This is a genomic window from Myroides sp. WP-1 (assembly GCF_014145635.1).
Classification (GTDB): Bacteria; Bacteroidota; Bacteroidia; order Flavobacteriales; family Flavobacteriaceae; genus Flavobacterium.
In genome coordinates this window covers 355,277-375,824 of record NZ_JACHTC010000001.1, presented here as the reverse complement: position 1 = coordinate 375,824, position 20,548 = coordinate 355,277, and the positions used below count along the sequence as shown (strand labels likewise).

The following is a 20,548-nucleotide window of genomic DNA, read 5'->3' as shown; positions in this document are numbered from 1 at the left end:
TTCAAAGTGTTTACCTTGTGTTTTTTTACATTTGTTATGATATATGTAGCGGTTTTCTACTTGCTATCTGTGATACCTGTTGTAGGAGACAAGGAGAAGAGTCAACAGACAGAAGACGAGGTAATTATCTTCCTGTCCACAAACGGTGTCCATACCGATTTTGTTGTGCCTGTAGTGAATGACGTGATAGATTGGCGAACTAGATTAGAACTGCCTTCACATCGAGCACAGTGGTTGGCTTTTGGATGGGGTGATCGCGGGTTTTATTTAGATACCCCTACATGGAGTGATTTGAGTTTGACAACCGCCTTACGCGCAATTTCCGGTACAGGTGATTCGGCAATGCACGTAACAGCTTACACTTATTTTGAACAAGGAGAAGATGTCGTTCAATTAACATTGACAAAAGAAGCGTACCTCGCCTTGGTGAACTATATCGATGCCAGTTTTCAAACAGAACAAGAACGCTACAAACCCATTAAAGCGCACAGATATGGTTTGTCAGATGCATTTTATGAAGCTAAAGGGAGTTATAGCTTATTTTATACGTGCAATACTTGGGTGAATCAGGGATTAAAAAGAACAAATCAAAATGCGGCCTTATGGACCTTACATGATCAAGGAATATTTAGGCATTATAAATAGATATGATACAAAGAATACCTTTTAAGAAGATTGGACTTTTATTCAAAAATTCAGTCGTAGACTTTTTAGATGATCGAGCAACTACATTTAGCGCTGCTTTGTCGTACTACACCATTTTTGCATTACCTCCCTTAATTATTTTAATCGTATCTGCTTCGGGATTTTTCTTGGAAGAAAAAGACGTTTCTGCTTTTTTCTATCAGCAAGTAGGTGAGTTGGTAGGGCCTAATACGGCCAAAGAAGTAGAAAATGCAATGAACAACGTTACCATCAATCGGTCAGGGGTATTGCCAACTATTATTGGTGTTGCGATGCTATTGTTTACCGCTTCAGGTGTGTTTGCCGAAATCCAAAGTTCAATTAATTACATCTGGGGGTTTGTGGCTAAACCAGAAAAAAGCATGATTCGCTTATTGAAAAATAGATTGCTTTCTTTTGCCATGATCGGATCAGTTGGGTTTTTATTGCTAGTTAGTTTGTTGATCAATTCACTTGCAAGTATTCTCTTTGAATATTTGACCACTTATTTTGCTGAATCAACCATTTATTTCGTACAAGTGATTAATAATGTTATTGTCTTTTTAATTATTACGCTCTTATTTGTTGTAATTTTCAAGACCTTGCCCAATGGAGTACTTCGATTGAAAGATGCTTTTGTAGGTGCTGCTTTTACTGCAGTATTGTTTATGATTGGTAAATTTGGTATCGGCGTTTATTTGGGAACAACGGCAAAATCTTCCTTATACGGAGCTGCAGGATCTATTATTATTATGTTAGTTTGGGTCTATTATTCAGCGATGATTTTGTATTTTGGAGCTGAATTTACCAAAAATTACGCCTCGCTTTTTGGCAAACGAATTAGACCGGGTGAGTTTTCTTTAGAAATTGATAAAAATGCCATCAAAAAGCTTGAAGAATAGAAAGTTTAACAGGCGAAAAAACGGTATTTACAAATTTTTATCATTTTTATTTTACCTTAAATAGTAGTATTTTAGCACAAATTCCAACAATTTATATGCAGAATCAAAATCAATATACTGAAGACAATATTCGTTCTTTAGATTGGAAAGAACATATCCGTATGCGTCCGGGTATGTATATCGGTAAGCTTGGTGATGGATCGTCTCCTGATGATGGGATTTATATCCTAATCAAAGAGGTAATCGACAATAGTATTGATGAGTTTGTAATGGGCACAGGAAAGACTATTGAAGTTACATTAAAAGACAAAATGATTACCGTACGTGATTTCGGACGTGGTATTCCATTAGGTAAAGTAATCGATGTAGTATCGAAAATGAATACAGGAGGTAAGTATGACTCCAAAGCATTTAAAAAATCAGTTGGTCTAAATGGGGTAGGTACAAAAGCAGTGAATGCCTTGTCTACTTATTTCCGCGTTGTTTCAGTTCGTGATAATCAGCAAAAAGCAGCTGATTTCTCTGCGGGAAACTTAGTAAATGAAGAGGAGTTAATCGAAACAACAAAGCGAAAAGGAACGAAAGTTTCTTTCGTTGCGGATGAGAAAATTTTTAAAAATTACAAGTATCGCAAAGAGTATATTGAGCGTATGCTCAAAAACTACTGTTACCTAAACAAAGGATTAACGATCATTTTCAACGGCGAAAAGTTTTATTCAGAAAATGGATTAAAAGATTTGTTGAATGAAAATATCGATGAAGAAGATCAAGTGTATCCAATCATTCACTTATCTGGGGATGATATTGAGGTGGCAATTACACATAGTAAAACTCAGTATTCAGAAGAGTACTATTCATTTGTTAACGGACAGAATACAACACAAGGCGGAACGCATTTAGGTGCATTTAGAGAAGCCTTAGTTCGTACGTTAAAAGAGTTTTACAACAAAAACTTTGAAGCGTCAGATATTCGTAAATCTATTGTTGCTGCTATTTCAGTAAAGGTAGAAGAACCTGTATTTGAATCGCAAACCAAAACAAAGCTAGGTTCTACTGATATGGGACCGGATTTACCTACCGTACGTACATTTGTCAATGACTTCGTTAAAACGCAATTAGACAATTATTTACACAAGAATCCAGATATTGCTGATGCGTTGTTGCGCAAAATTTTGCAAGCAGAACGCGAGCGAAAAGAATTGTCAGGTATTCGTAAAATTGCCAAAGAGCGCGCAAAGAAAGCGAGCTTGCACAATCGTAAGTTACGCGATTGTCGCGTACACTTGACAGACATCAAGAACCCAAGATATTTAGAGAGTACTCTTTTTATTACAGAGGGAGACTCGGCATCAGGATCGATTACAAAATCTAGAGATGTCAACACTCAAGCTGTATTTAGTTTGCGTGGTAAACCTTTGAACTCGTATGGAATGACTAAAAAAATTGTATACGAAAATGAAGAGTTCAACCTATTGCAAGCTGCTTTAGATATTGAAGAAGATTTTGAAAGCTTGCGCTACAACAATATCGTAATCGCAACCGATGCCGATGTCGATGGAATGCACATCCGACTGCTGTTGATTACTTTCTTCTTACAGTTTTTCCCGGAATTGATTAAAGAAGGGCATTTGTATATTTTACAAACACCGCTTTTCCGTGTGAGAAACAAAAAAGAAACCATCTATTGTTATAGTGATGAAGAGCGCGTAGCAGCGATCGAAAAATTAAAACCTAAACCGGAAATCACGCGATTTAAAGGATTAGGGGAAATTTCACCAGATGAGTTTCAGCATTTCATCGGTGAAAGTATACGCCTTGATCCTGTGATGCTTGATAAATCGATGTCTATCGAAAAAATGTTAGAATTCTATATGGGTAAAAATACACCCGATAGACAGGAATTTATTATCGATAATTTGAAAGTTGAACTTGATGTTGTAGAAGAATAAGCTATGAGTACGGAAGATAATTTGAATGACAATAACCTAAAGGACGATATCCAACCGAATAACCTCGAAAATGGGGATTTTGTAGAAGATCATACTGAATTACAGGAAGAAGAAGAAAAAGAGACGATTACCAAGGTTACAGGAATGTACAAAGAATGGTTTTTGGACTATGCTTCGTATGTAATCCTAGAGCGTGCTGTACCGGCAATTGAAGATGGTTTTAAGCCTGTTCAACGTCGTATTATGCACTCGATGAAAGAGTTAGATGATGGTCGTTACAACAAGGTTGCTAATATTGTGGGGCATACCATGCAATATCACCCACACGGTGATGCGAGTATTGGAGATGCTATGGTGCAATTGGGGCAAAAGGAATTGTTGATCGACATGCAAGGAAACTGGGGGAATATCCTTACTGGTGATGGGGCTGCTGCTTCGCGTTATATCGAAGCCCGCCTGAGTAAGTTTGCCTTGGAAGTGTTGTATTCACCTAAAATTACACATTGGCAGTCTTCTTATGATGGTCGCCGTAATGAACCTATTAATTTACCTGTAAAGTTTCCTTTGTTATTAGCGCAAGGAGCGGAGGGAATTGCGGTAGGGTTGTCAACCAAAGTGTTGCCACACAACTTTTTAGAACTTATCGATGCCTCAATAAAAATATTAAAAGGAAAGCCTTTTACCCTGTTTCCCGATTTTCCAACAGAGGGAATTGCCGATGTTTCCGCCTATAATGATGGATTAAGAGGCGGTCGTGTACGTGTGCGTGCACGAATTTCTCAATTGGATAAGAATACCTTAGTCATTACTCAAATTCCATTTTCAACAACAACGACATCATTGATTGATAGTGTGTTAAAAGCAAATGAGAAAGGGAAACTAAAAATTAGAAAAATTGAAGATAATACCGCAGCGAGTGTTGAAATTCTCATTCACTTGCCTGCAGGAACTTCTCCCGATAAAACGATTGACGCTCTATACGCGTTTACTGCTTGTGAAACATCAATCGCACCGTTGGCTTGTATTATTCAAGACAATAAACCGCTCTTTATTGGCGTTTCGGAAATGCTCAAACGCTCTACACACCAAACAGTTGATTTACTCAAGCAAGAACTTGAAATTGAACTGGGCGAATTAGAAGAAAGATGGCATTTCCTATCGTTAGAACGCATTTTCATTGAAAATAGGATCTATCGTGCTATTGAGGAAGAAGAAACGTGGGAAGGAGTGCTTTCAGCTATTGACGAAGGATTAAAACCCTTTGTAGTTAATCTGAAAAGAGCTGTAACACAAGAAGATATCGTTCGATTGACAGAAATTCGAATCAAGCGTATTTCACGTTTTGATATTGATAAAGCCAATCAACAAATCGAATCACTAGAGGGTGAAATCGAACAAGTAAAATACAACCTTGCCCATCTGGTTGACTTTGCGATTAAATACTTTACGAATTTAAAAGAAAAGTACGGTAAAGGCAAAGAGCGCAAAACTGAATTGAGAAGTTTTGATACGATTGAAGCTACTAAAGTAGTACTGAGAAATACTAAGCTTTATGTAAATAGACAAGAAGGATTCTTTGGTACCTCGCTGCGCAAGGATGAATATGTTTGCGATTGTTCGGATATCGATGATATTATTGTCTTTTTGCGCGACGGTTCTATGGTGATTTCTAAAGTAGAAGAAAAGCGATTTGTCGGTAAAGATATTATTCATATTGATGTATTTGCAAAGAATGACAAGCGCACCATTTACAATTTGATTTACCGCGATGGAAAATCCGGACCTTCTTATATCAAGCGTTTTAATGTGATGAGCATTACACGGGATAAAGTATATGATTTGACACAAGGTAATCCAGGTTCTCAGGTGCTTTATTTTTCTGCCAATCCAAATGGTGAAGCAGAGGTAGTAACCATCTTGTTGCGTCAATTGAGTAATGTGAAGAAGCTAAAATTTGATTTGGATTTTGCAGAATTGCTCATCAAAGGTCGTATCGCTAAAGGAAACTTAGTAACAAAATACGCGATTAAAAAAATTGAACTGAAAGAAAAAGGAATATCTACTTTGCGTCCACGTAAAATTTGGTATGACGATACTGTTAGACGATTAAACGTTGAAGGAAGAGGAGAATTGTTAGGTGAATTTAAACCAGAAGACCGCTTGCTGATTATCACACAAAGTGGTAAGCTGAAAACGGTTATTCCCGAATTGACAACCCATTTCGAGGAAGATATGATCGTCTTGGAAAAATGGAAACCAACAAAACCGATTTCAGCGATTTATTTTGATGGCGAGAAAACAAGATACTATGTGAAGCGATTTATCGTGGAAAATGAAAATAGAGAAGAAATCTTTATTTCAGAACACGAGAATTCAAAATTAGAATTGGTTTCTACGGACTATCGACCAAGAGTAGAGGTTGTTTTTTCTAAGGTTAAAGGAGTTCAGAAAGAAAGTTTAATTGTTGATTTAGAGCAGTTTATAGCTGTTAGGGGAATTAAAGCTTTAGGTAATCAACTGACAACAGATAAAGTAAAACAAATTGATCATTTGGAGTCTTTGCCTTATGAAGAAGAAGTAGAAGAAGCGGAAGAGACAACAGCGTATGAGCTAGAGAATTTACCTGATGTCACTATTGATGAAGATGGACAAAGTAGCCTGTTTTAAGGTAGCTTTTTGATGGATAGGCTCCATTGTATAAACGGTTAAAAGATAAATCAAATTAGATTTGAGAAGATGAAGTGGAAAACATATTTCATTTGTGGTAGCACATTGTTGGGGATGATTGGAACTTCGTATGGACAAACGCCATCGGAGGACCATTTATTCGAAAATACAGTGGTACATTCTTTAACGGAACGATGGGATTTATCCCCAACAAGTAAGAGAAAAACATTTACCATTTCTCCCTATAAACCTATTTATCTTTTGCCTGCAAGATGGAGTAGTAAACCCAACAAACAGCCTTTTAGTTACAGTGAACACATGGGACAGCCTCAATCGGTTGATTACAATAGAGTAGAGGCCCGTTTTCAATTGAGTTTTAAGACTAAAGTAACTGAGGGTTTATTGTTTGGAAAAGGTGATATTTGGTTGGCTTTTACACAAACAGCCAATTGGCAAGTATTTAATGGAGAGGTTTCTAGACCTTTTAGAGAATTGAACTACGAACCAGAAGTTATCTTTAATTATCCTTTGGATCTTGCTATCGGTAATTTCAAATTCAAAATGGCGGGTTTTGCATTAAACCATCAATCTAACGGAAAGAGTGAACCTACTTCAAGAAGTTGGAATCGAGTGATTATGCATGCGGGAATGGAATATAATCAGTGGACTTTTATGCTGAAGCCCTGGATAAGATTATCGGAAAAAAATAAGACGGACGATAATGCGCTCATTACGGAGTATTATGGAAAAGGAGAATTAACGGTGGCTTATGAACACAATGGCCAGGTACTCACTTTTATGACGCGTAATAATATGCGTTTTAATTCTCGATATAAAGGATTTCACGAGTTAACGTATACGTATCCAATTAAGAATAACCTCAAAGCATTTTTCGTTGTCAATAATGGATATGGAGAATCTCTGATTGACTATAATTGGAATCAAACGACAATAGGTATCGGAATTTCCTTAATGGAATGGTACTAAAACACAAACAAAAGGAGAGCTTGATAGCTCTCCTTTTGTTTGTGTTTTAAATCTAAAAGATTACTTTTTTTGTTGCACACTACTAATTATAGCCGATAAAATTACCAGACTATAAGCCCACATCAACCAAGAGCCAAAAGACGCAGCTCTACTGCTTGGCATATTGGGAAAGATATCTTCGAAAAATTGAATAACAAAAGTGTCAATAAGCATACCTGGTAATACCAGTAGAATTCCAGCTGCTGTTTTTTCAAATCCCGATAAATTGAATTTTTTAAATGTAAATAACGAGAGAAGAATCATGGAGGGAATTAGAATAAAATAAAGAAGAGCTAAAACCGTAGAAGATTCTGTGATAAAGAAAAATTGTCCTGCAAAACGGAAAGCTAAAGTAGCTAAGAGCCAAACTAAAAAACCTATAAAAAGAACAGGAATAATAAACGATCGGTTTGTTTTGTTCATTTTTCAAATACTAAGGAGACAACGCCAGTTTTAAGGATGTATGCGTTTTGAGACTTTTCCTTTCCTGTCGAGAAAAGGGCAACTCATTCGACGCTAACATGTTGCGGTATTTATCTTCAATTTCAGAACGAAAATAAGCAAAAAAAGTCAAAAAATGAGTGTATATTAAACGGAGAAGAAATAAAAAGCGATGGTGAAATTAATTGACCATCGCTTTTTATTGTATTGATAAGGAGCTGTATAATGACAACTACATGTATTCTGTTTTATTTTTCCTTCTGTAAGTCTTGTTGTTTGGCAGCCTTTTTTAAAGAAAAGACCAAGTAACACAAGAAGATTGCAAAAGCTAGAAATGAAAACCAGTTTATCTCAATAGACCAAAGGTGTTCCATATCTAATTGATAGATACCATAAACCAATAGGAATAGGACTAGATAGGTGGTTATTTTTTCAAATTTTTTATTCATATCTTTCAAATTAAATCGTCATAGAAAACAAAGCGCGTTCTGGTTTGTTGCGCTGTAAACGCAAATCTAATGCCATACAGATATTGCGAACGAATGCTCGTCCAACTTTATTTACAGTAATGACATGGTCTTTGATGTTAATTAATTGATCCTTTTCCATTTCTTTTAATTCTTCAAGAATGGGAGTGAAGTTAATCAAATCCAAATCACTGCTAATATCTGTTTTGAGATTACACATTAAATTTAGGATATGTTTTCTAATAATCAAATCTTCTTCACTTAAAATATGTCCTTTTACCACAGGAATTTCATTTTGCTCTAGTAAGCGATAATACGCTTCGATGTTCTTTTCGTTTTGAGCAAAGGCGGTCCAACTGTCACTAATAGACGAAACACCTAACCCGATCATCAAATCCGTTTTGGATGAAGTGTATCCCATGAAATTTCGATGAATAGCATTGGTATTCATTGCTTTGTACAAGCTATCTGTCTTTAATGCAAAGTGATCCATTCCAATTTCACTATACCCTTTCTCCTCTAATAGATTTTTCCCTACTTCGTATAACTTTCTCTTTTCTTCATCTTTCGGTACATCTTCATCTTTAAAACCTCGTTGCCCGTTGCCCTTGATCCAAGGAACATGCGCGTAGCTATAAAAAGCTAATCGATCCGGTGAAAGTGATTTGGTTTTTTCAATCGTATCGATAACATGTTCTATTTTTTGAAAAGGCAATCCAAAAATAATATCATGAGAAATTGAGGTATAGCCCATTTCCTTGGCCCAAAGAGTTACTTTAGCGACATCGTGAAACGTTTGATTACGATTTATGGCTTTTTGTATCTCGCGATTATAATCTTGTACGCCAAAACTAACTCTTCGAAAACCGAGGTTAAATAAAGTTTGTAAATGCTCTTTAGTTGTATTATTTGGGTGACCCTCAAAGCTGAATTCGTAATTCTCTGCTTTTATACCGCGGGTTAATATACCGGTCAGTAAGATTTCTAACTGTTTAGGTTCAAAAAAAGTTGGAGTACCACCTCCTAAGTGAATCTCTTTAATACGTGGTTGATCCTCTAAAAGGTCACAGTAGAGATTCCACTCTTTTAACAACGCTTGAATATAGGGTACTTCAACCTCATGGCGTTTGGTAATGTGTTTATGACAACCACAAAAAGTGCATAAACTCTCACAATACGGCAAGTGAATGTAAAGACTAATACCTTCACTTGTATTGGTCTTGTCAAAAGTTTCCTTTACGCTTTTTAGCCACTTTTCACGAGAAAAAGTGGTTTCATCCCAATAAGGAACCGTAGGATAACTAGTGTATCGAGGTCCTGGAACGTTGTATTTTTGTATCAGAGGGGTAGCCATTTTTCGTATATTTGTAACAAATGTAACAGGAACAAAATTGAATAATACTGATATTTGTCACTTGATTAAAAATATTTAGAAGAAAAACACCATGAAAAATATAATTTTAACAGCATTGCTAGTGATGCTTTCTTTTTTTAAGGTTAACGCTCAAGAAGTTAAAGCAAAAGAATTAGTAAATTCAACTGTATTTGAGAAGCAAATAACAGCAAAAAAAGTACAGTTAATCGATGTGCGTACACCAAAAGAATACCAAGAAGGAACAATTTCTAACGCAAAAAATATTGATTTTTTAGCAGATGATTTTGAAACAGTAATTCGTACGTTAGACAAAACGAAACCTGTATATATTTTCTGTCAATCTGGTAAGCGTAGTGCAGCAGCAGCGGAAAAGATGCAAAAAGCAGGATTTGACGTTGTTGAACTAGCTGGAGGATACAAAGCGTGGAAGGCTGAACACGACTAGGTTTAATTTATCAATTATTTAAGAATTCACAGTATTGGATGATTGAAATAATTGCTATTTTTGAAAAAAAGGTAAAGTATGGATATAGCATCATTTGGAAGTTTTTTAAGAACATTGGTCATTATTGTTGTGATCTATTATGCTTTTAAATTTGCGATGCGCTACTTATTTCCACTTTTTGTCTACAAAATGGCAAAAAAAGTAGAACGTAATTTTCAACAGCAACAGCAAGATTTTTATCAACAAAATAGATCAACTCAAGAAGAATCAAATTTCAATAATCAAACATCAACAGGAAAAGATAAATTTCCACGTTCAACGAAAGTTGTTGGAGAGTATATTGACTTTGAAGAAGTTGATAAGAAATAATTAAAACACTCAAAAAGAGTAAACCTGCCCCAATAAGTAAGTCACTTTTGGGGCATTTTTTATTTCTTATTTTCTCGTCTTGTGAAAAAACGCAAAAACACAAAAATCGCAAAAACAAAACGGCTCATCTAACCTTAAAATTACTTACTTTAGCTAATTGAACAGAATTCAATCACAGCAAAGTTAATTTTATAGCATGAATGCAGTAAAAAAATATGTGCCACATCTATTGGTGTTAGTCGGTTTTATCGTAGTAGCTTTACTCTATTTCTCACCTGTATTACAGAATAAGGTCATTTATCAATCTGATATTGTACAGTATACTGGGATGGCGAAAGAGCAAAACAATTTTAGAACAGAATTTAACGAAGAGCCCTATTGGACAAATAGCGCTTTTGGAGGTATGCCCACCTATCAGTTAGGAGCAAAGTATCCTTATAATTTTGTGAAGCACCTAGATACGGCTATTCGCTTTTTACCGCGTCCTGCAGATTATTTATTCTTGTACTTTGTTGGGTTTTATGCCTTGTTATTAGTATTGGGAATCCGTCCATTAAAGGCGTTTATCGGATCTCTAGCTTTTGGTTTTTCAACGTATTTAATTATTATCCTTGGAGTTGGGCACAACGCTAAAGCACATGCCATTGCTTATATGCCTTTGGTTGTGGCAGGTGTTTTATTAGTCTTTCGAAAGAAATATGTAGCAGGTGGTATTTTGACTGTTGTTGCAGCAGCACTTGAAATTAGTGCAAATCACTTTCAAATGACGTATTACTTATTGCTTTTCTTGCTTGTTTTAGCTGTGGTCTATACATGGGAATACGCGAAAGAAAAAGATTGGAAAGGTTTAGGGATTGCATACGCCATCTTAGTTGGAGCAGGGATACTGAGCATTGGAGCCAATGCAACCAATATCATGGCTACTGCCGAATATACAAAATTCAGTACACGCAGCGCTAGTGAGCTAACTTATGAACCAGATGGAACGCCAAAAGCATCTTCGAATGCGATGAGTTACGACTATATCACGGAGTATAGTTATGGTGTTTTTGAAAGCTTAAATTTAATCGCTCCACGATTAACAGGAGGTGCTAATAATGAAAAATTAGAAAAAGATAATGCCATTTCGAAATACTTTGTATCGATGGGTGCTAACCCTCAACAAGCACAAGAAATGAGTAAACAAGCACCAACGTATTGGGGCGATCAACCAATTGTTGCTGCACCAGCGTATATCGGAGCAGTCGTTTTTTTCCTTTTTGTGTTGGGAATGTTTACAGAAAAGCGAAAACTCAAATACATCTTCTTTATCGGAGCCCTTTTGGCACTAGTGCTTTCATGGGGGAAAAACTTCGCCTTGGTAACGAATTTCTTTATCAATTTTGTACCGATGTACAATAAGTTTAGAGCGGTATCTTCCATTCAAGTTATCTTAGAAATGTGTGTTCCTGTTCTAGCAATACTTGGTTTATATAACTATTTTAGATTAGAACAAAAACAAAAGATAGAAGCCTTAAAGAAAACGAGCTTAGTTGCAGGAGGTTTGATCATCTTACTTTTTCTAATTAAAGGAATGCTTACTTTCTCAGGATTAAATGACGATTACTATCGCATGGCGTATGGAGAGGTAGGTCCTGGTTTTGTGCGTGCTTTGATAGAAGAACGCAAAGCTATGTATACAAGTGACTTAATTCGATCATTCCTTTTGATCTTGGCAACAGCAGCAGTATTATTTGTTTTGGCCAAAGACAAAATCAAAGAAATGTATGCACTAGTTATCGTCGGATTGTTATTGGTAGGTGATCTAGTGATGGTAGATCGCAAATACGTTAATGACGAATCTTTTGTTGCTGCTCGAAAAATGGAGGAACCTTTTGATATAACACAAGCAGATAAGCAAATTTTAAACGATCCAACGCACTTTAGGGTATTTGATGCCCAAGGAGGATTAAACAGTGCGAAAGCTTCTTATTTTCATCATTCGTTAGGAGGATATCACGCAGCAAAACCTAGAAGAATTCAACAATTAGCTGACTATCAATTAAAAGACAATCCAATGACTGTCTTTAATATGATGAATGTAAAGTATATTATTCAAGAAGATGAAGAGGGTAGAAGCGTAGCGATGCTTAATACAGAAGCAAACGGAAATGCTTGGTTTGTGTCGAACGTTCAAAAAGTAACCACGGCAGATCAAGAAATGAAAGCTTTGGAAACAATTAACACCAAAACAACAGCCCTATTTAATACACGCGATTTTGAACAATCGCTTGCAGATACTTATGTTGTTGATTCACTAGCAACAATTAAACTGACTTCTTATAAAGCCAACCAGTTAACATACGAGTCGGTGAATACTAATGATGGTTTAGCTGTATTTTCTGAGGTTTATTATCCACAAGGATGGATTGCAAAAGTAGATGGTCAGCAAGTGCCTATTTTTGCCGTAGATTATGTTTTGCGCGCAATTACTCTACCAAAAGGAAAACACACGATTGAATTTAGCTTTGAACCACAAGTGGTAAAAACGGGAAGCAGAATTGCTTTAGCGAGTAGTATACTAATTGTGTTGCTATCAGTAGGGGCAATCGCCTTAACAAGAACAAAAAGAAAAGAAAAATAAAAGCGATCAATTACTTGAAATGGAAAAGAAAAAAGAAAAGAAAAAAGTACTCATCCTTTGTTATTATTGGCCACCAGCTGGAGGACCAGGCGTACAACGTTGGTTGAAGTTCGTAAAGTACTTGCCCGATTTTGACATAGAACCTATTGTATACGTTCCCGATGGAGCAAATTACCCTTTGATTGATACCAAGTTAGAAATGGAGGTCGATCCTGCGGTGACAATTTTGAGACATAAAATAAAAGAACCTTATTCGCTGGCAAAGAAAATAGGCGGACAACGTGCTCAAACGATGAGTTCAGGAATGATTCCACAAGAGAGAAATCAATCTAAATGGGATAAATTATTGCTGTGGATTCGCGGAAATATGTTTATTCCTGATGCACGTGTTGGTTGGGTAAAACCGTCCGTTTCCTATCTCTATTCCTATTTAGAAAAGCATCCAGATATCGATACAATTATAACAACGGGACCTCCGCATAGTGTTCATATGATTGGATTAGCTCTGAAGAAAAAATTAAATATTAAATGGATTGCTGATTTTAGAGATCCTTGGACTACAATTGGTTACCATAAGGAGCTTAAACTATCAGATCAATCAAAAAACAAGCATTTAGCACTTGAAAAAGAGGTGTTAAATACAGCCGATCAGCTAATTGTAACAAGTAAAACAACACGAAGTGAATTTGAAACTAAAACGGATAAACCCATTGCCATTATTACCAATGGATATGATGTAAGTCATTTAGGAAAAATTCCTTTAGATGAAAAGTTTACTTTAGCACATATTGGTTCTTTTCTTTCTAATCGCAATCCGCGTGTATTATGGAAAGCCATAAGTGAATTAAGAAGGGAAAATCAAGCCTTTCGCGATGCATTTGAATTGAAGTTGATCGGTAAGATTAGCGATGATGTTCTCCGCACAATAGATGAATTTAAACTTTTGGAATGTACGGATAATAGAGGATATGTGGATAACGAAGAAGCCTTGAGACAAATGCGTGCTTCACAAGTTTTACTCTTGGTTGAAATAGATTCTGATGATACAAAGGCTATTATTCCAGGAAAACTCTTTGAATATATGGCAGCAGAACGACCTATTTTAGCTATTGGTCCTGAGGAATCTGATTTTTTCGAAATTATTCAGCAAACCAACGTCGGACGAAATGCACTTTACAGCGAAAAGGATAAGATACGCGAGATCTTACTTCAGTATTTTGAACAGTATCAAAATAATCAATTAAAAGTACACGCTATGGGATTGCAGTACTTTGGCCGCAAGCGACTGACAGAGCGCTTGGTGAGTCTTTTGGAAGAAAGAAAATAAGTAAGATAGAAGAAAGAGGAAAGAGGAAAGAGGAAAGAGGAAAGAGGAAATCGGAACGTAGTGAAGATTCATCGAACACAAAAACAAATATAAACTTGGTGAGATAAAGAGGAAAGAGGAAAGAGGATAGAGGAGATTTTTGAAAACGAAGTGAAAATCGAAACGCAGTGAAGATTCATCGAACCTCAAAACAAATCCAATCAAAGTGAGATAAAATAAAAAAATAAAGGACGAGTGTAACTCGTCCTTTATTTTTTATAGCGTCTGGAGAATTCACCTCTTTCCTCTTTCCCTTTTCTTCTTTCTAATAAAAGAGTTTATTTCAGCTTATTCTTCAAGTATTGTCCTGTACTAGATGCAGCGCATTGCACAATTTCTTCAGGTGTTCCAAAGGCGATCAATTGACCTCCATTTTCACCTCCTTCTGGACCTATATCTACAATGTAATCGGCACATTTAATCAGATCTAAATTGTGTTCAATTACCAAGATAGAATGACCTTTGTCAATCAAGGCATTGAAAGCTGTTAGAAGTTTTTTAATGTCGTGAAAGTGCAATCCTGTAGTTGGTTCATCAAAGACAAAAAGTACCTTTTCACGTGTGGATCCCGCCAAGAGGAAAGACGCCAATTTAATACGTTGTGCTTCTCCTCCAGAAAGCGTAGAAGACGACTGTCCTAATTGAACATATCCCAATCCCACATCTTGTAAAGGTTGCAAACGTGTGGCAATTTTCGTTTGGTTGTACTGTTTGAAAAAAGCCAAAGCATCATCAATAGTCATCGATAAGATATCGTCGATATTTTTTCCTTCAAAGTTAACTTCCAATACTTCTTTCTTAAAGCGCTTCCCATGACAAGCTTCACATGCTAAGTGCACATCCGCCATGAATTGCATTTCGACAGTAACGCTTCCTTCTCCTTTACACACCTCACATCTACCACCATCGACGTTGAATGAAAAGTGTTTAGGTTGATATCCTCTTAATTTCGATGTATTTTGTTTGGCATATAAATCTCTAATTTCATCATAAGCCTTGATATAAGTTACTGGATTTGATCGCGAACTTCTTCCAATAGGGTTTTGATCAACATATTCGATTTGTTTAATGTGATCAAATTTTCCTTCTAATGAAGTAAATTGTCCGGGTTTATCGCTTAATCCCGTTAATTTTTTCTGCAGAGCAGGAAATAAAATGCGCTTAACTAACGTACTTTTTCCACTTCCAGAAACTCCAGTAATTACAGTTAAACAGTCCAATGGAAAACGAACGTCAATATTCTTTAAATTGTGTTCTCGCGCTCCAATAATATCGATATAATGTTTATAAGGTCTTCTTTTCTTGGGTACTTCAATAGCTCTTGTGCCATTTAAGTATTGCGCTGTTAAAGAGTCTGATTTTAAAACCTCAGCCAGTGTTCCTTGTGCAACAAGCTCTCCACCAAATGTACCTGCTTCCGGACCAATATCTATGATTTGATCCGCTGCTTGCATGATTTCTTCATCGTGTTCAACAATAATAACAGTATTACCTAAAGCTTTGAGCTGTTGGAGAACGTCGATGAGTTTTTCACCATCTTTGGGGTGTAAACCAATGCTAGGTTCATCCAGGATGTACATTGATCCTACTAAGCTACTGCCAAGTGAAGTAGCTAAATTAATACGTTGCGATTCTCCTCCCGATAAAGTAGATGAATTTCGATTTAGAGTGAGGTAAGATAAACCAACATTGAGCAAGAATCCCAAGCGATTATTGATTTCAATCAACAAGCGTTTGGCAACTTGTTGCTCATAATTATTTAGGGCTAATTCTTTAAAGTAGAGTACCAGTTTGTCGATAGGCATATCAACAAGATCAGAAACTGTTTTACCGCCAATCTTAACATAATTTGCCTCTATTCTTAAGCGTTTTCCCTTACAGGTAGGGCATTTTGTCTTTCCTCTATATCTCGAAAGTAGAACGCGATTTTGAATTTTATAATTTTTTTCTTCTAATTCCTCAAAGAAAGCATCTAATCCAGTAAAGAATTCATTTCCTTTCCATAGGAGCGCCTTTTCTTCAGGTGTTAGTTGAAAAATTGGACGATGTATGGGGAAGTCGAATTTATAAGCGTGTTGAATTAATTGATCTCGATACCATCCCATAGATTCACCACGCCAAGGAAATACCGCATTTTCGTAAACAGATAGTCCTGTATTGGGAAATACAAGTTCTTCATCAATACCTATAACATTACCATATCCATCACAGGTTGGACAAGCACCATAGGGATTGTTGAAACTAAATAGATGAATATTGGGTTCTAAAAAAGTAAGACCATCTAGTTCAAAACGATTGCTAAATTCATATTGCGTATCACCGTCAAGAGCACGTACAAAACAAGTGCCTTTTCCTTCAAAAAAAGCCGTTTCCACCGCATCTCCCAGTCGATTAAAAAATTCATCTGTATCTTTTACAACAATACGATCGATAATTAACAAGACATCAGTTAGTGAAAATTGATTGATGATATCCGCTTCTAAACTTAAAAACTCATCCAAACGCACCATTTCACCCTTAACCCATAAACGAGCATATCCCTGTTTTAATAAAATGGCTAAATGTTCCGCTAGCGATCGATCCTCTTCAAAAAACAAAGGTGCCAATAAAAGCCACTTACTATCAAGAGGAAGTGTTTGAATCAAAGACGTAACATCCGTTACCGTATCTTTCTTTACTTCCTGCCCCGAAATAGGAGAGAAGGTACGTCCAATACGAGCGTATAACAACTTGATATAATCGTAAATTTCTGTCGAAGTACCTACTGTTGAACGAGCATTTGTTGTATTGACCTTTTGTTCAATTGCAATTGCAGGGGCAATCCCTTTGATATATTCTACTTTGGGTTTGTCAATACGACCCAAAAATTGACGAGCATAAGAAGATAAACTCTCTACATAGCGACGTTGACCCTCAGCATATAACGTATCAAAAGCTAAAGACGATTTCCCCGAACCAGAAAGTCCAGTTATAACAACCATCTGATTTCTAGGAATCACAACATCAATATGCTTTAAGTTGTGTAGATGTGCACCTTTGATTATGATATTCTTTTTGGGATCTAGTTTCGAAAAATCTATTTTAGACATATGAGAATCCTGTGTTTAAGTCACAAAAATACGCTTTTATCTTTGTTTATGAAACGCTTTGGTCATGCAATAAAAAATTAAGTTATTTAACAATAATTTTAATTAATTTGTTTTTAACAAATATTTTTATATATATTTGTCTTACTCAATACAAAAAATCAATTGCCTATATAACAAAAGTACTTTTTAGATCAGAATAGAACCGCTATAAAAAGGAATTTGTTATGGAGTTAATTCAATTACCAGATGCAACGCTAGTTCAGCATTATATAAAGGGCAATGAACAAGCACTTGAAATTTTAATTAAAAAACATCAAGCAAAAATTTTTGGATTTATTTTTAGTAAATTGGACGATGTTGAACTGACAAATGACATCTTTCAAGATACATTCATAAAAGTAATTAATACCCTTAAATCAGGAAAATACAACGAAGAAGGAAAGTTCATTTCTTGGGTTATGCGCATTGCTCATAATTTAATTATGGACCATTATAGACGTGAAAAGCGCACCGTTATTCACAATGATACGGAACAAACGCCATTCTTCTCTTTCTTAAAAGATGATAGTGATACAATAGAAGAATTGTTGATTCAGAATCAAATCACCGAAGATTTACAACATTTAATATTAGAATTACCTCAAGATCAACAAGAAGTGATTCGAATGCGCTTGTATCAAGATTTGAGTTTTAAGGAAATTGCAGAAGCAACCGATGTTAGTATTAATACAGCTTTGGGTAGAATGCGCTATGCTATTATTAATTTGAGAAGAATGTTAGATAAAAAACAAATTTCATTAAGTTTATAATAAAGTCGCACTTTGCACGTTTTAAAAGAGAATATAAAAGATTTTTTATGAAGAAAAACTACAAAACTCTTTTGAAAGCAAAGGATATGAAGTTACCTCAACCAGAATTGGTAGAAAAGTTGTTGACGTATTCTAAATTTTGGTCACAATTAGCTTTAAGCGATTTTATGGAAACAAAATTAAAAGCATCAAAAGTAAATTAAAAAAAAGCATCGATTATTTCGATGCTTTTTTTTCTTGTTTTTTATAGTATTCATTGAGTACGGTTTTACGCCCAATAACACTTGTAATAATATCGAGTTCTAATTTCCAGGCTCTTGCTGGAGAATATTGACGACCATACCATACCAATTGTAAATGCAATTTATTCCACTTGTCTTTGGGAAATAAACGCTTCGCGTCCTTTTCTGTTTGTTGCACACTTTTGCCATTGGAAAATCCCCAACGATACAACAAGCGGTGAATATGTGTGTCTACTGGAAATGCAGGAATATCAAAGGCTTGTGCCATAACTACTGAAGCCGTTTTGTGTCCAACTGCAGGTAGCCGTTCTAAAGCTTCCATATCAGCGGGAACTTCTCCACCATGTTCTTCAATTAAAATTTTAGATAAACCATAAATGCCTTTACTCTTCATAGGAGATAAACCACAAGGACGAATGATTTCTTGAATCTCTTCTACCGTCATTTTGACCATATCATAAGGATTATCAGCTTTTGCAAATAGAATTGGAGTGATTTTATTTACGCGTTCATCTGTACATTGTGCCGATAGCAGTACCGCTATTAATAGGGTATAGGCATCTTTGTGATCTAAGGGAACCGGAATTTCCGGATATAGGGCGTCTAACGTTTCAAGAACAAAATTTACTTTTTCAGTTTTAGTCATGATCAAGGGTGAAAATTATACGTAATGTCACTGTTAACTTCGTTTACAAATATCGCGAAAAAAGATGAGATAACTAAAGCAGAAGAAAAGGAACTAACTCGATAAAAATGGCAATGCTTGAACTTATACCTATAAGGTATGTTTTATTAGCGTGTATTTTGTTTTTTAACATATTTTATTACCGTATTTTTTAATTAATAGTTGTTTTAGTTATTTAAGGTATACTATTGTTTCGTTTTTGTAGAAACTATTTAATAGTTTTGAAATCAAAATAAAATCAAAAAAGTATGAAAAAGAGATTTCAAACCATTACAGCATTTGTATTGTTGCTCGGCGTTATTGGAGTAACCTCCTGTAGTAGTGATGACAGTAGTCCAACGCCAAATCCTGGTCCATCACCAGAGGAAATCAGCATTCCTTCAGCAGTTGAATTTAGTAATTTACGAAAACAGGTGTTAGAAGGAGAAAAACAGCAAATCAGTGCGTTGCTCAATGAAGACAGAGGATTTGCCTTTACGAGTAAAAAAGGAGTGAAAGTAGAGGTAGCCTACTTAGATATACGCGGTGGTGAACTAACAGTAGGCGACACAGTAACGTGTACGTTTATTGAACTCTACGATAAAGGAGTTATGGCACTTGCCAACCGCCCAACTATGGGAATCTATCCAGAGAGAAATGAATGGGGAGGAGTAGATTACCAGACAGATGATTATGGGCGTCTTACAGTTGAAGGATATAGAGGTTTTATTATTACTGGAGGGGAGTTCTATTTTGACATTAAAGTCAATGGCAAACAAGTGACCAATTATGGAATTAACATGGTTGTTCCTGTTGTAAATACGCGTGGATTTCAAGAAGATATGTTGCTTTGGCAGGGCAATGTAAACGAAAAAGACGATCTGACTTTTACAGAAATTCCCATCCAAACAGAAATGGGTTTTCTTGATAATGACGAGAACAATGAAAACTATGTCTTATTCTTGAATGGATGGAATGACTTACCTTCAGAAATAGGGTGGAGTAATATTGATAAATATGCCAGTGAAGAAGGTGAAAAGACGCAGTTTTTCGTTAAAGTTCCTCAAGGATATAACTATGAAAACGCAGGGGTTTACTTAGGTGTAAAGAACGAGGAGGGGTTAGCTCATTTGGATGTCTTCTTAAATCACTCAGAATTAGGAGAGGTGTTTACGGAACATTACGGATGGGTACCTGTTGGATTAGAAGGATACGTTTTCTTTATTTCAGTAGATGCAAATACCAATAAAGTGGTATATGCAATTAAAGAAATTAAGGTAGAGAAAAAACAAATGATTGAGATTAAGGCACAAGATTTAAAAACAGGAACAACACAAGAGGTTATTGCAATCTTGAATGCACTGAATTAATTCAATCACAAAATTAACTAGTGAGGGGTTACTAGTTCCTACTTGGTAGGGGAATATAATTAACGTCAAAAGCGCACTTTG

17 protein-coding genes are annotated in these 20,548 nt (G+C 35.8%); 12 read left to right on the top strand and 5 right to left on the bottom strand.

Going from position 1 to position 20,548, the window contains the following annotated elements:
* The first annotated feature begins 36 nt into the window (after nucleotides 1-36).
* The 5 genes from H4K33_RS01670 (at nucleotide 37) to H4K33_RS01650 (ending at nucleotide 7,168) form a co-directional block, all read left to right on the top strand.
* On the top strand, nucleotides 37-645 hold the full coding sequence (locus H4K33_RS01670) for a TIGR02117 family protein (protein ID WP_255493517.1): 609 nt from the start codon (nucleotides 37-39) through the stop codon (nucleotides 643-645).
* Between the two features lie 5 nt (nucleotides 646-650).
* Nucleotides 651-1,565, top strand: a complete 915-nt coding sequence (locus tag H4K33_RS01665; RefSeq protein ID WP_182646796.1) for a YihY/virulence factor BrkB family protein — start codon at nucleotides 651-653, stop codon at nucleotides 1,563-1,565.
* A 95-nt stretch (nucleotides 1,566-1,660) separates the two neighbouring features.
* Nucleotides 1,661-3,514 carry a DNA topoisomerase IV subunit B gene (locus H4K33_RS01660; protein ID WP_182646761.1) on the top strand — a complete coding sequence of 618 codons (1,854 nt, stop codon included), beginning with the start codon at nucleotides 1,661-1,663 and terminating at the stop codon, nucleotides 3,512-3,514.
* Between the two features lie 3 nt (nucleotides 3,515-3,517).
* On the top strand, nucleotides 3,518-6,181 hold the full coding sequence (locus H4K33_RS01655; RefSeq protein ID WP_182646760.1) for a DNA gyrase/topoisomerase IV subunit A: 2,664 nt from the start codon (nucleotides 3,518-3,520) through the stop codon (nucleotides 6,179-6,181).
* A 69-nt stretch (nucleotides 6,182-6,250) separates the two neighbouring features.
* Nucleotides 6,251-7,168 (top strand): phospholipase A, encoded by a 918-nt coding sequence (locus tag H4K33_RS01650; protein WP_182646759.1) that lies wholly within the window; start codon nucleotides 6,251-6,253, stop codon nucleotides 7,166-7,168.
* 60 nt (nucleotides 7,169-7,228) lie between these two features.
* On the opposite strand, the gene H4K33_RS01645 is transcribed toward H4K33_RS01650, so the two are convergent.
* From H4K33_RS01645 to hemN, 3 genes are all read right to left on the bottom strand, one after another.
* On the bottom strand, nucleotides 7,229-7,630 hold the full coding sequence (locus tag H4K33_RS01645) for a DUF5367 domain-containing protein (RefSeq protein ID WP_182646758.1): 402 nt from the start codon (nucleotides 7,628-7,630) through the stop codon (nucleotides 7,229-7,231).
* 266 nt (nucleotides 7,631-7,896) lie between these two features.
* A complete protein-coding gene (locus H4K33_RS01640; protein ID WP_182646757.1) occupies nucleotides 7,897-8,097 on the bottom strand; it encodes a hypothetical protein in 201 nt (66 codons plus the stop codon).
* Nucleotides 8,098-8,107: 10 nt separating this feature from the next.
* Nucleotides 8,108-9,469 (bottom strand): oxygen-independent coproporphyrinogen III oxidase, encoded by a 1,362-nt coding sequence (gene hemN, locus H4K33_RS01635; RefSeq protein ID WP_182646756.1) that lies wholly within the window; start codon nucleotides 9,467-9,469, stop codon nucleotides 8,108-8,110.
* 91 nt (nucleotides 9,470-9,560) lie between these two features.
* On the opposite strand from hemN, the gene H4K33_RS01630 reads away from it, so the two are divergent.
* The 4 genes from H4K33_RS01630 (at nucleotide 9,561) to H4K33_RS01615 (ending at nucleotide 14,254) form a co-directional block, all read left to right on the top strand.
* Entirely contained in the window at nucleotides 9,561-9,935 is a 375-nt protein-coding gene (locus H4K33_RS01630) for a rhodanese-like domain-containing protein (RefSeq protein WP_182646755.1), read from the top strand.
* Nucleotides 9,936-10,013: 78 nt separating this feature from the next.
* On the top strand, nucleotides 10,014-10,304 hold the full coding sequence (locus H4K33_RS01625) for a DUF4834 family protein (protein ID WP_182646754.1): 291 nt from the start codon (nucleotides 10,014-10,016) through the stop codon (nucleotides 10,302-10,304).
* Between the two features lie 196 nt (nucleotides 10,305-10,500).
* Nucleotides 10,501-12,927 (top strand): YfhO family protein, encoded by a 2,427-nt coding sequence (locus H4K33_RS01620; RefSeq protein WP_182646753.1) that lies wholly within the window; start codon nucleotides 10,501-10,503, stop codon nucleotides 12,925-12,927.
* Between the two features lie 19 nt (nucleotides 12,928-12,946).
* Complete coding sequence (locus tag H4K33_RS01615) at nucleotides 12,947-14,254, top strand: glycosyltransferase family 4 protein (RefSeq protein WP_182646752.1); 1,308 nt, start codon at nucleotides 12,947-12,949, stop codon at nucleotides 14,252-14,254.
* Nucleotides 14,255-14,571: 317 nt separating this feature from the next.
* Here H4K33_RS01615 and uvrA read toward each other — a convergent pair whose 3' ends face one another.
* Complete coding sequence (gene uvrA / locus H4K33_RS01610) at nucleotides 14,572-17,382, bottom strand: excinuclease ABC subunit UvrA (RefSeq protein ID WP_182646751.1); 2,811 nt, start codon at nucleotides 17,380-17,382, stop codon at nucleotides 14,572-14,574.
* Between the two features lie 224 nt (nucleotides 17,383-17,606).
* Here uvrA and H4K33_RS01605 point away from each other — a divergent pair, with 224 nt between their 5' ends.
* Both H4K33_RS01605 and H4K33_RS01600 read left to right on the top strand, forming a co-directional pair.
* Complete coding sequence (locus tag H4K33_RS01605; RefSeq protein WP_182646750.1) at nucleotides 17,607-18,191, top strand: sigma-70 family RNA polymerase sigma factor; 585 nt, start codon at nucleotides 17,607-17,609, stop codon at nucleotides 18,189-18,191.
* Between the two features lie 47 nt (nucleotides 18,192-18,238).
* On the top strand, nucleotides 18,239-18,394 hold the full coding sequence (locus H4K33_RS01600) for a hypothetical protein (RefSeq protein ID WP_182646749.1): 156 nt from the start codon (nucleotides 18,239-18,241) through the stop codon (nucleotides 18,392-18,394).
* Between the two features lie 13 nt (nucleotides 18,395-18,407).
* Here the strand turns inward: H4K33_RS01600 and nth are convergent, their stop codons facing one another.
* On the bottom strand, nucleotides 18,408-19,079 hold the full coding sequence (gene nth, locus H4K33_RS01595; RefSeq protein ID WP_182646748.1) for an endonuclease III: 672 nt from the start codon (nucleotides 19,077-19,079) through the stop codon (nucleotides 18,408-18,410).
* 287 nt (nucleotides 19,080-19,366) lie between these two features.
* On the opposite strand from nth, the gene H4K33_RS01590 reads away from it, so the two are divergent.
* Nucleotides 19,367-20,467: a hypothetical protein gene (locus H4K33_RS01590; protein WP_182646747.1), complete on the top strand. Its 1,101-nt coding sequence runs from the start codon at nucleotides 19,367-19,369 to the stop codon at nucleotides 20,465-20,467.
* Nucleotides 20,468-20,548 lie beyond the last annotated feature (81 nt).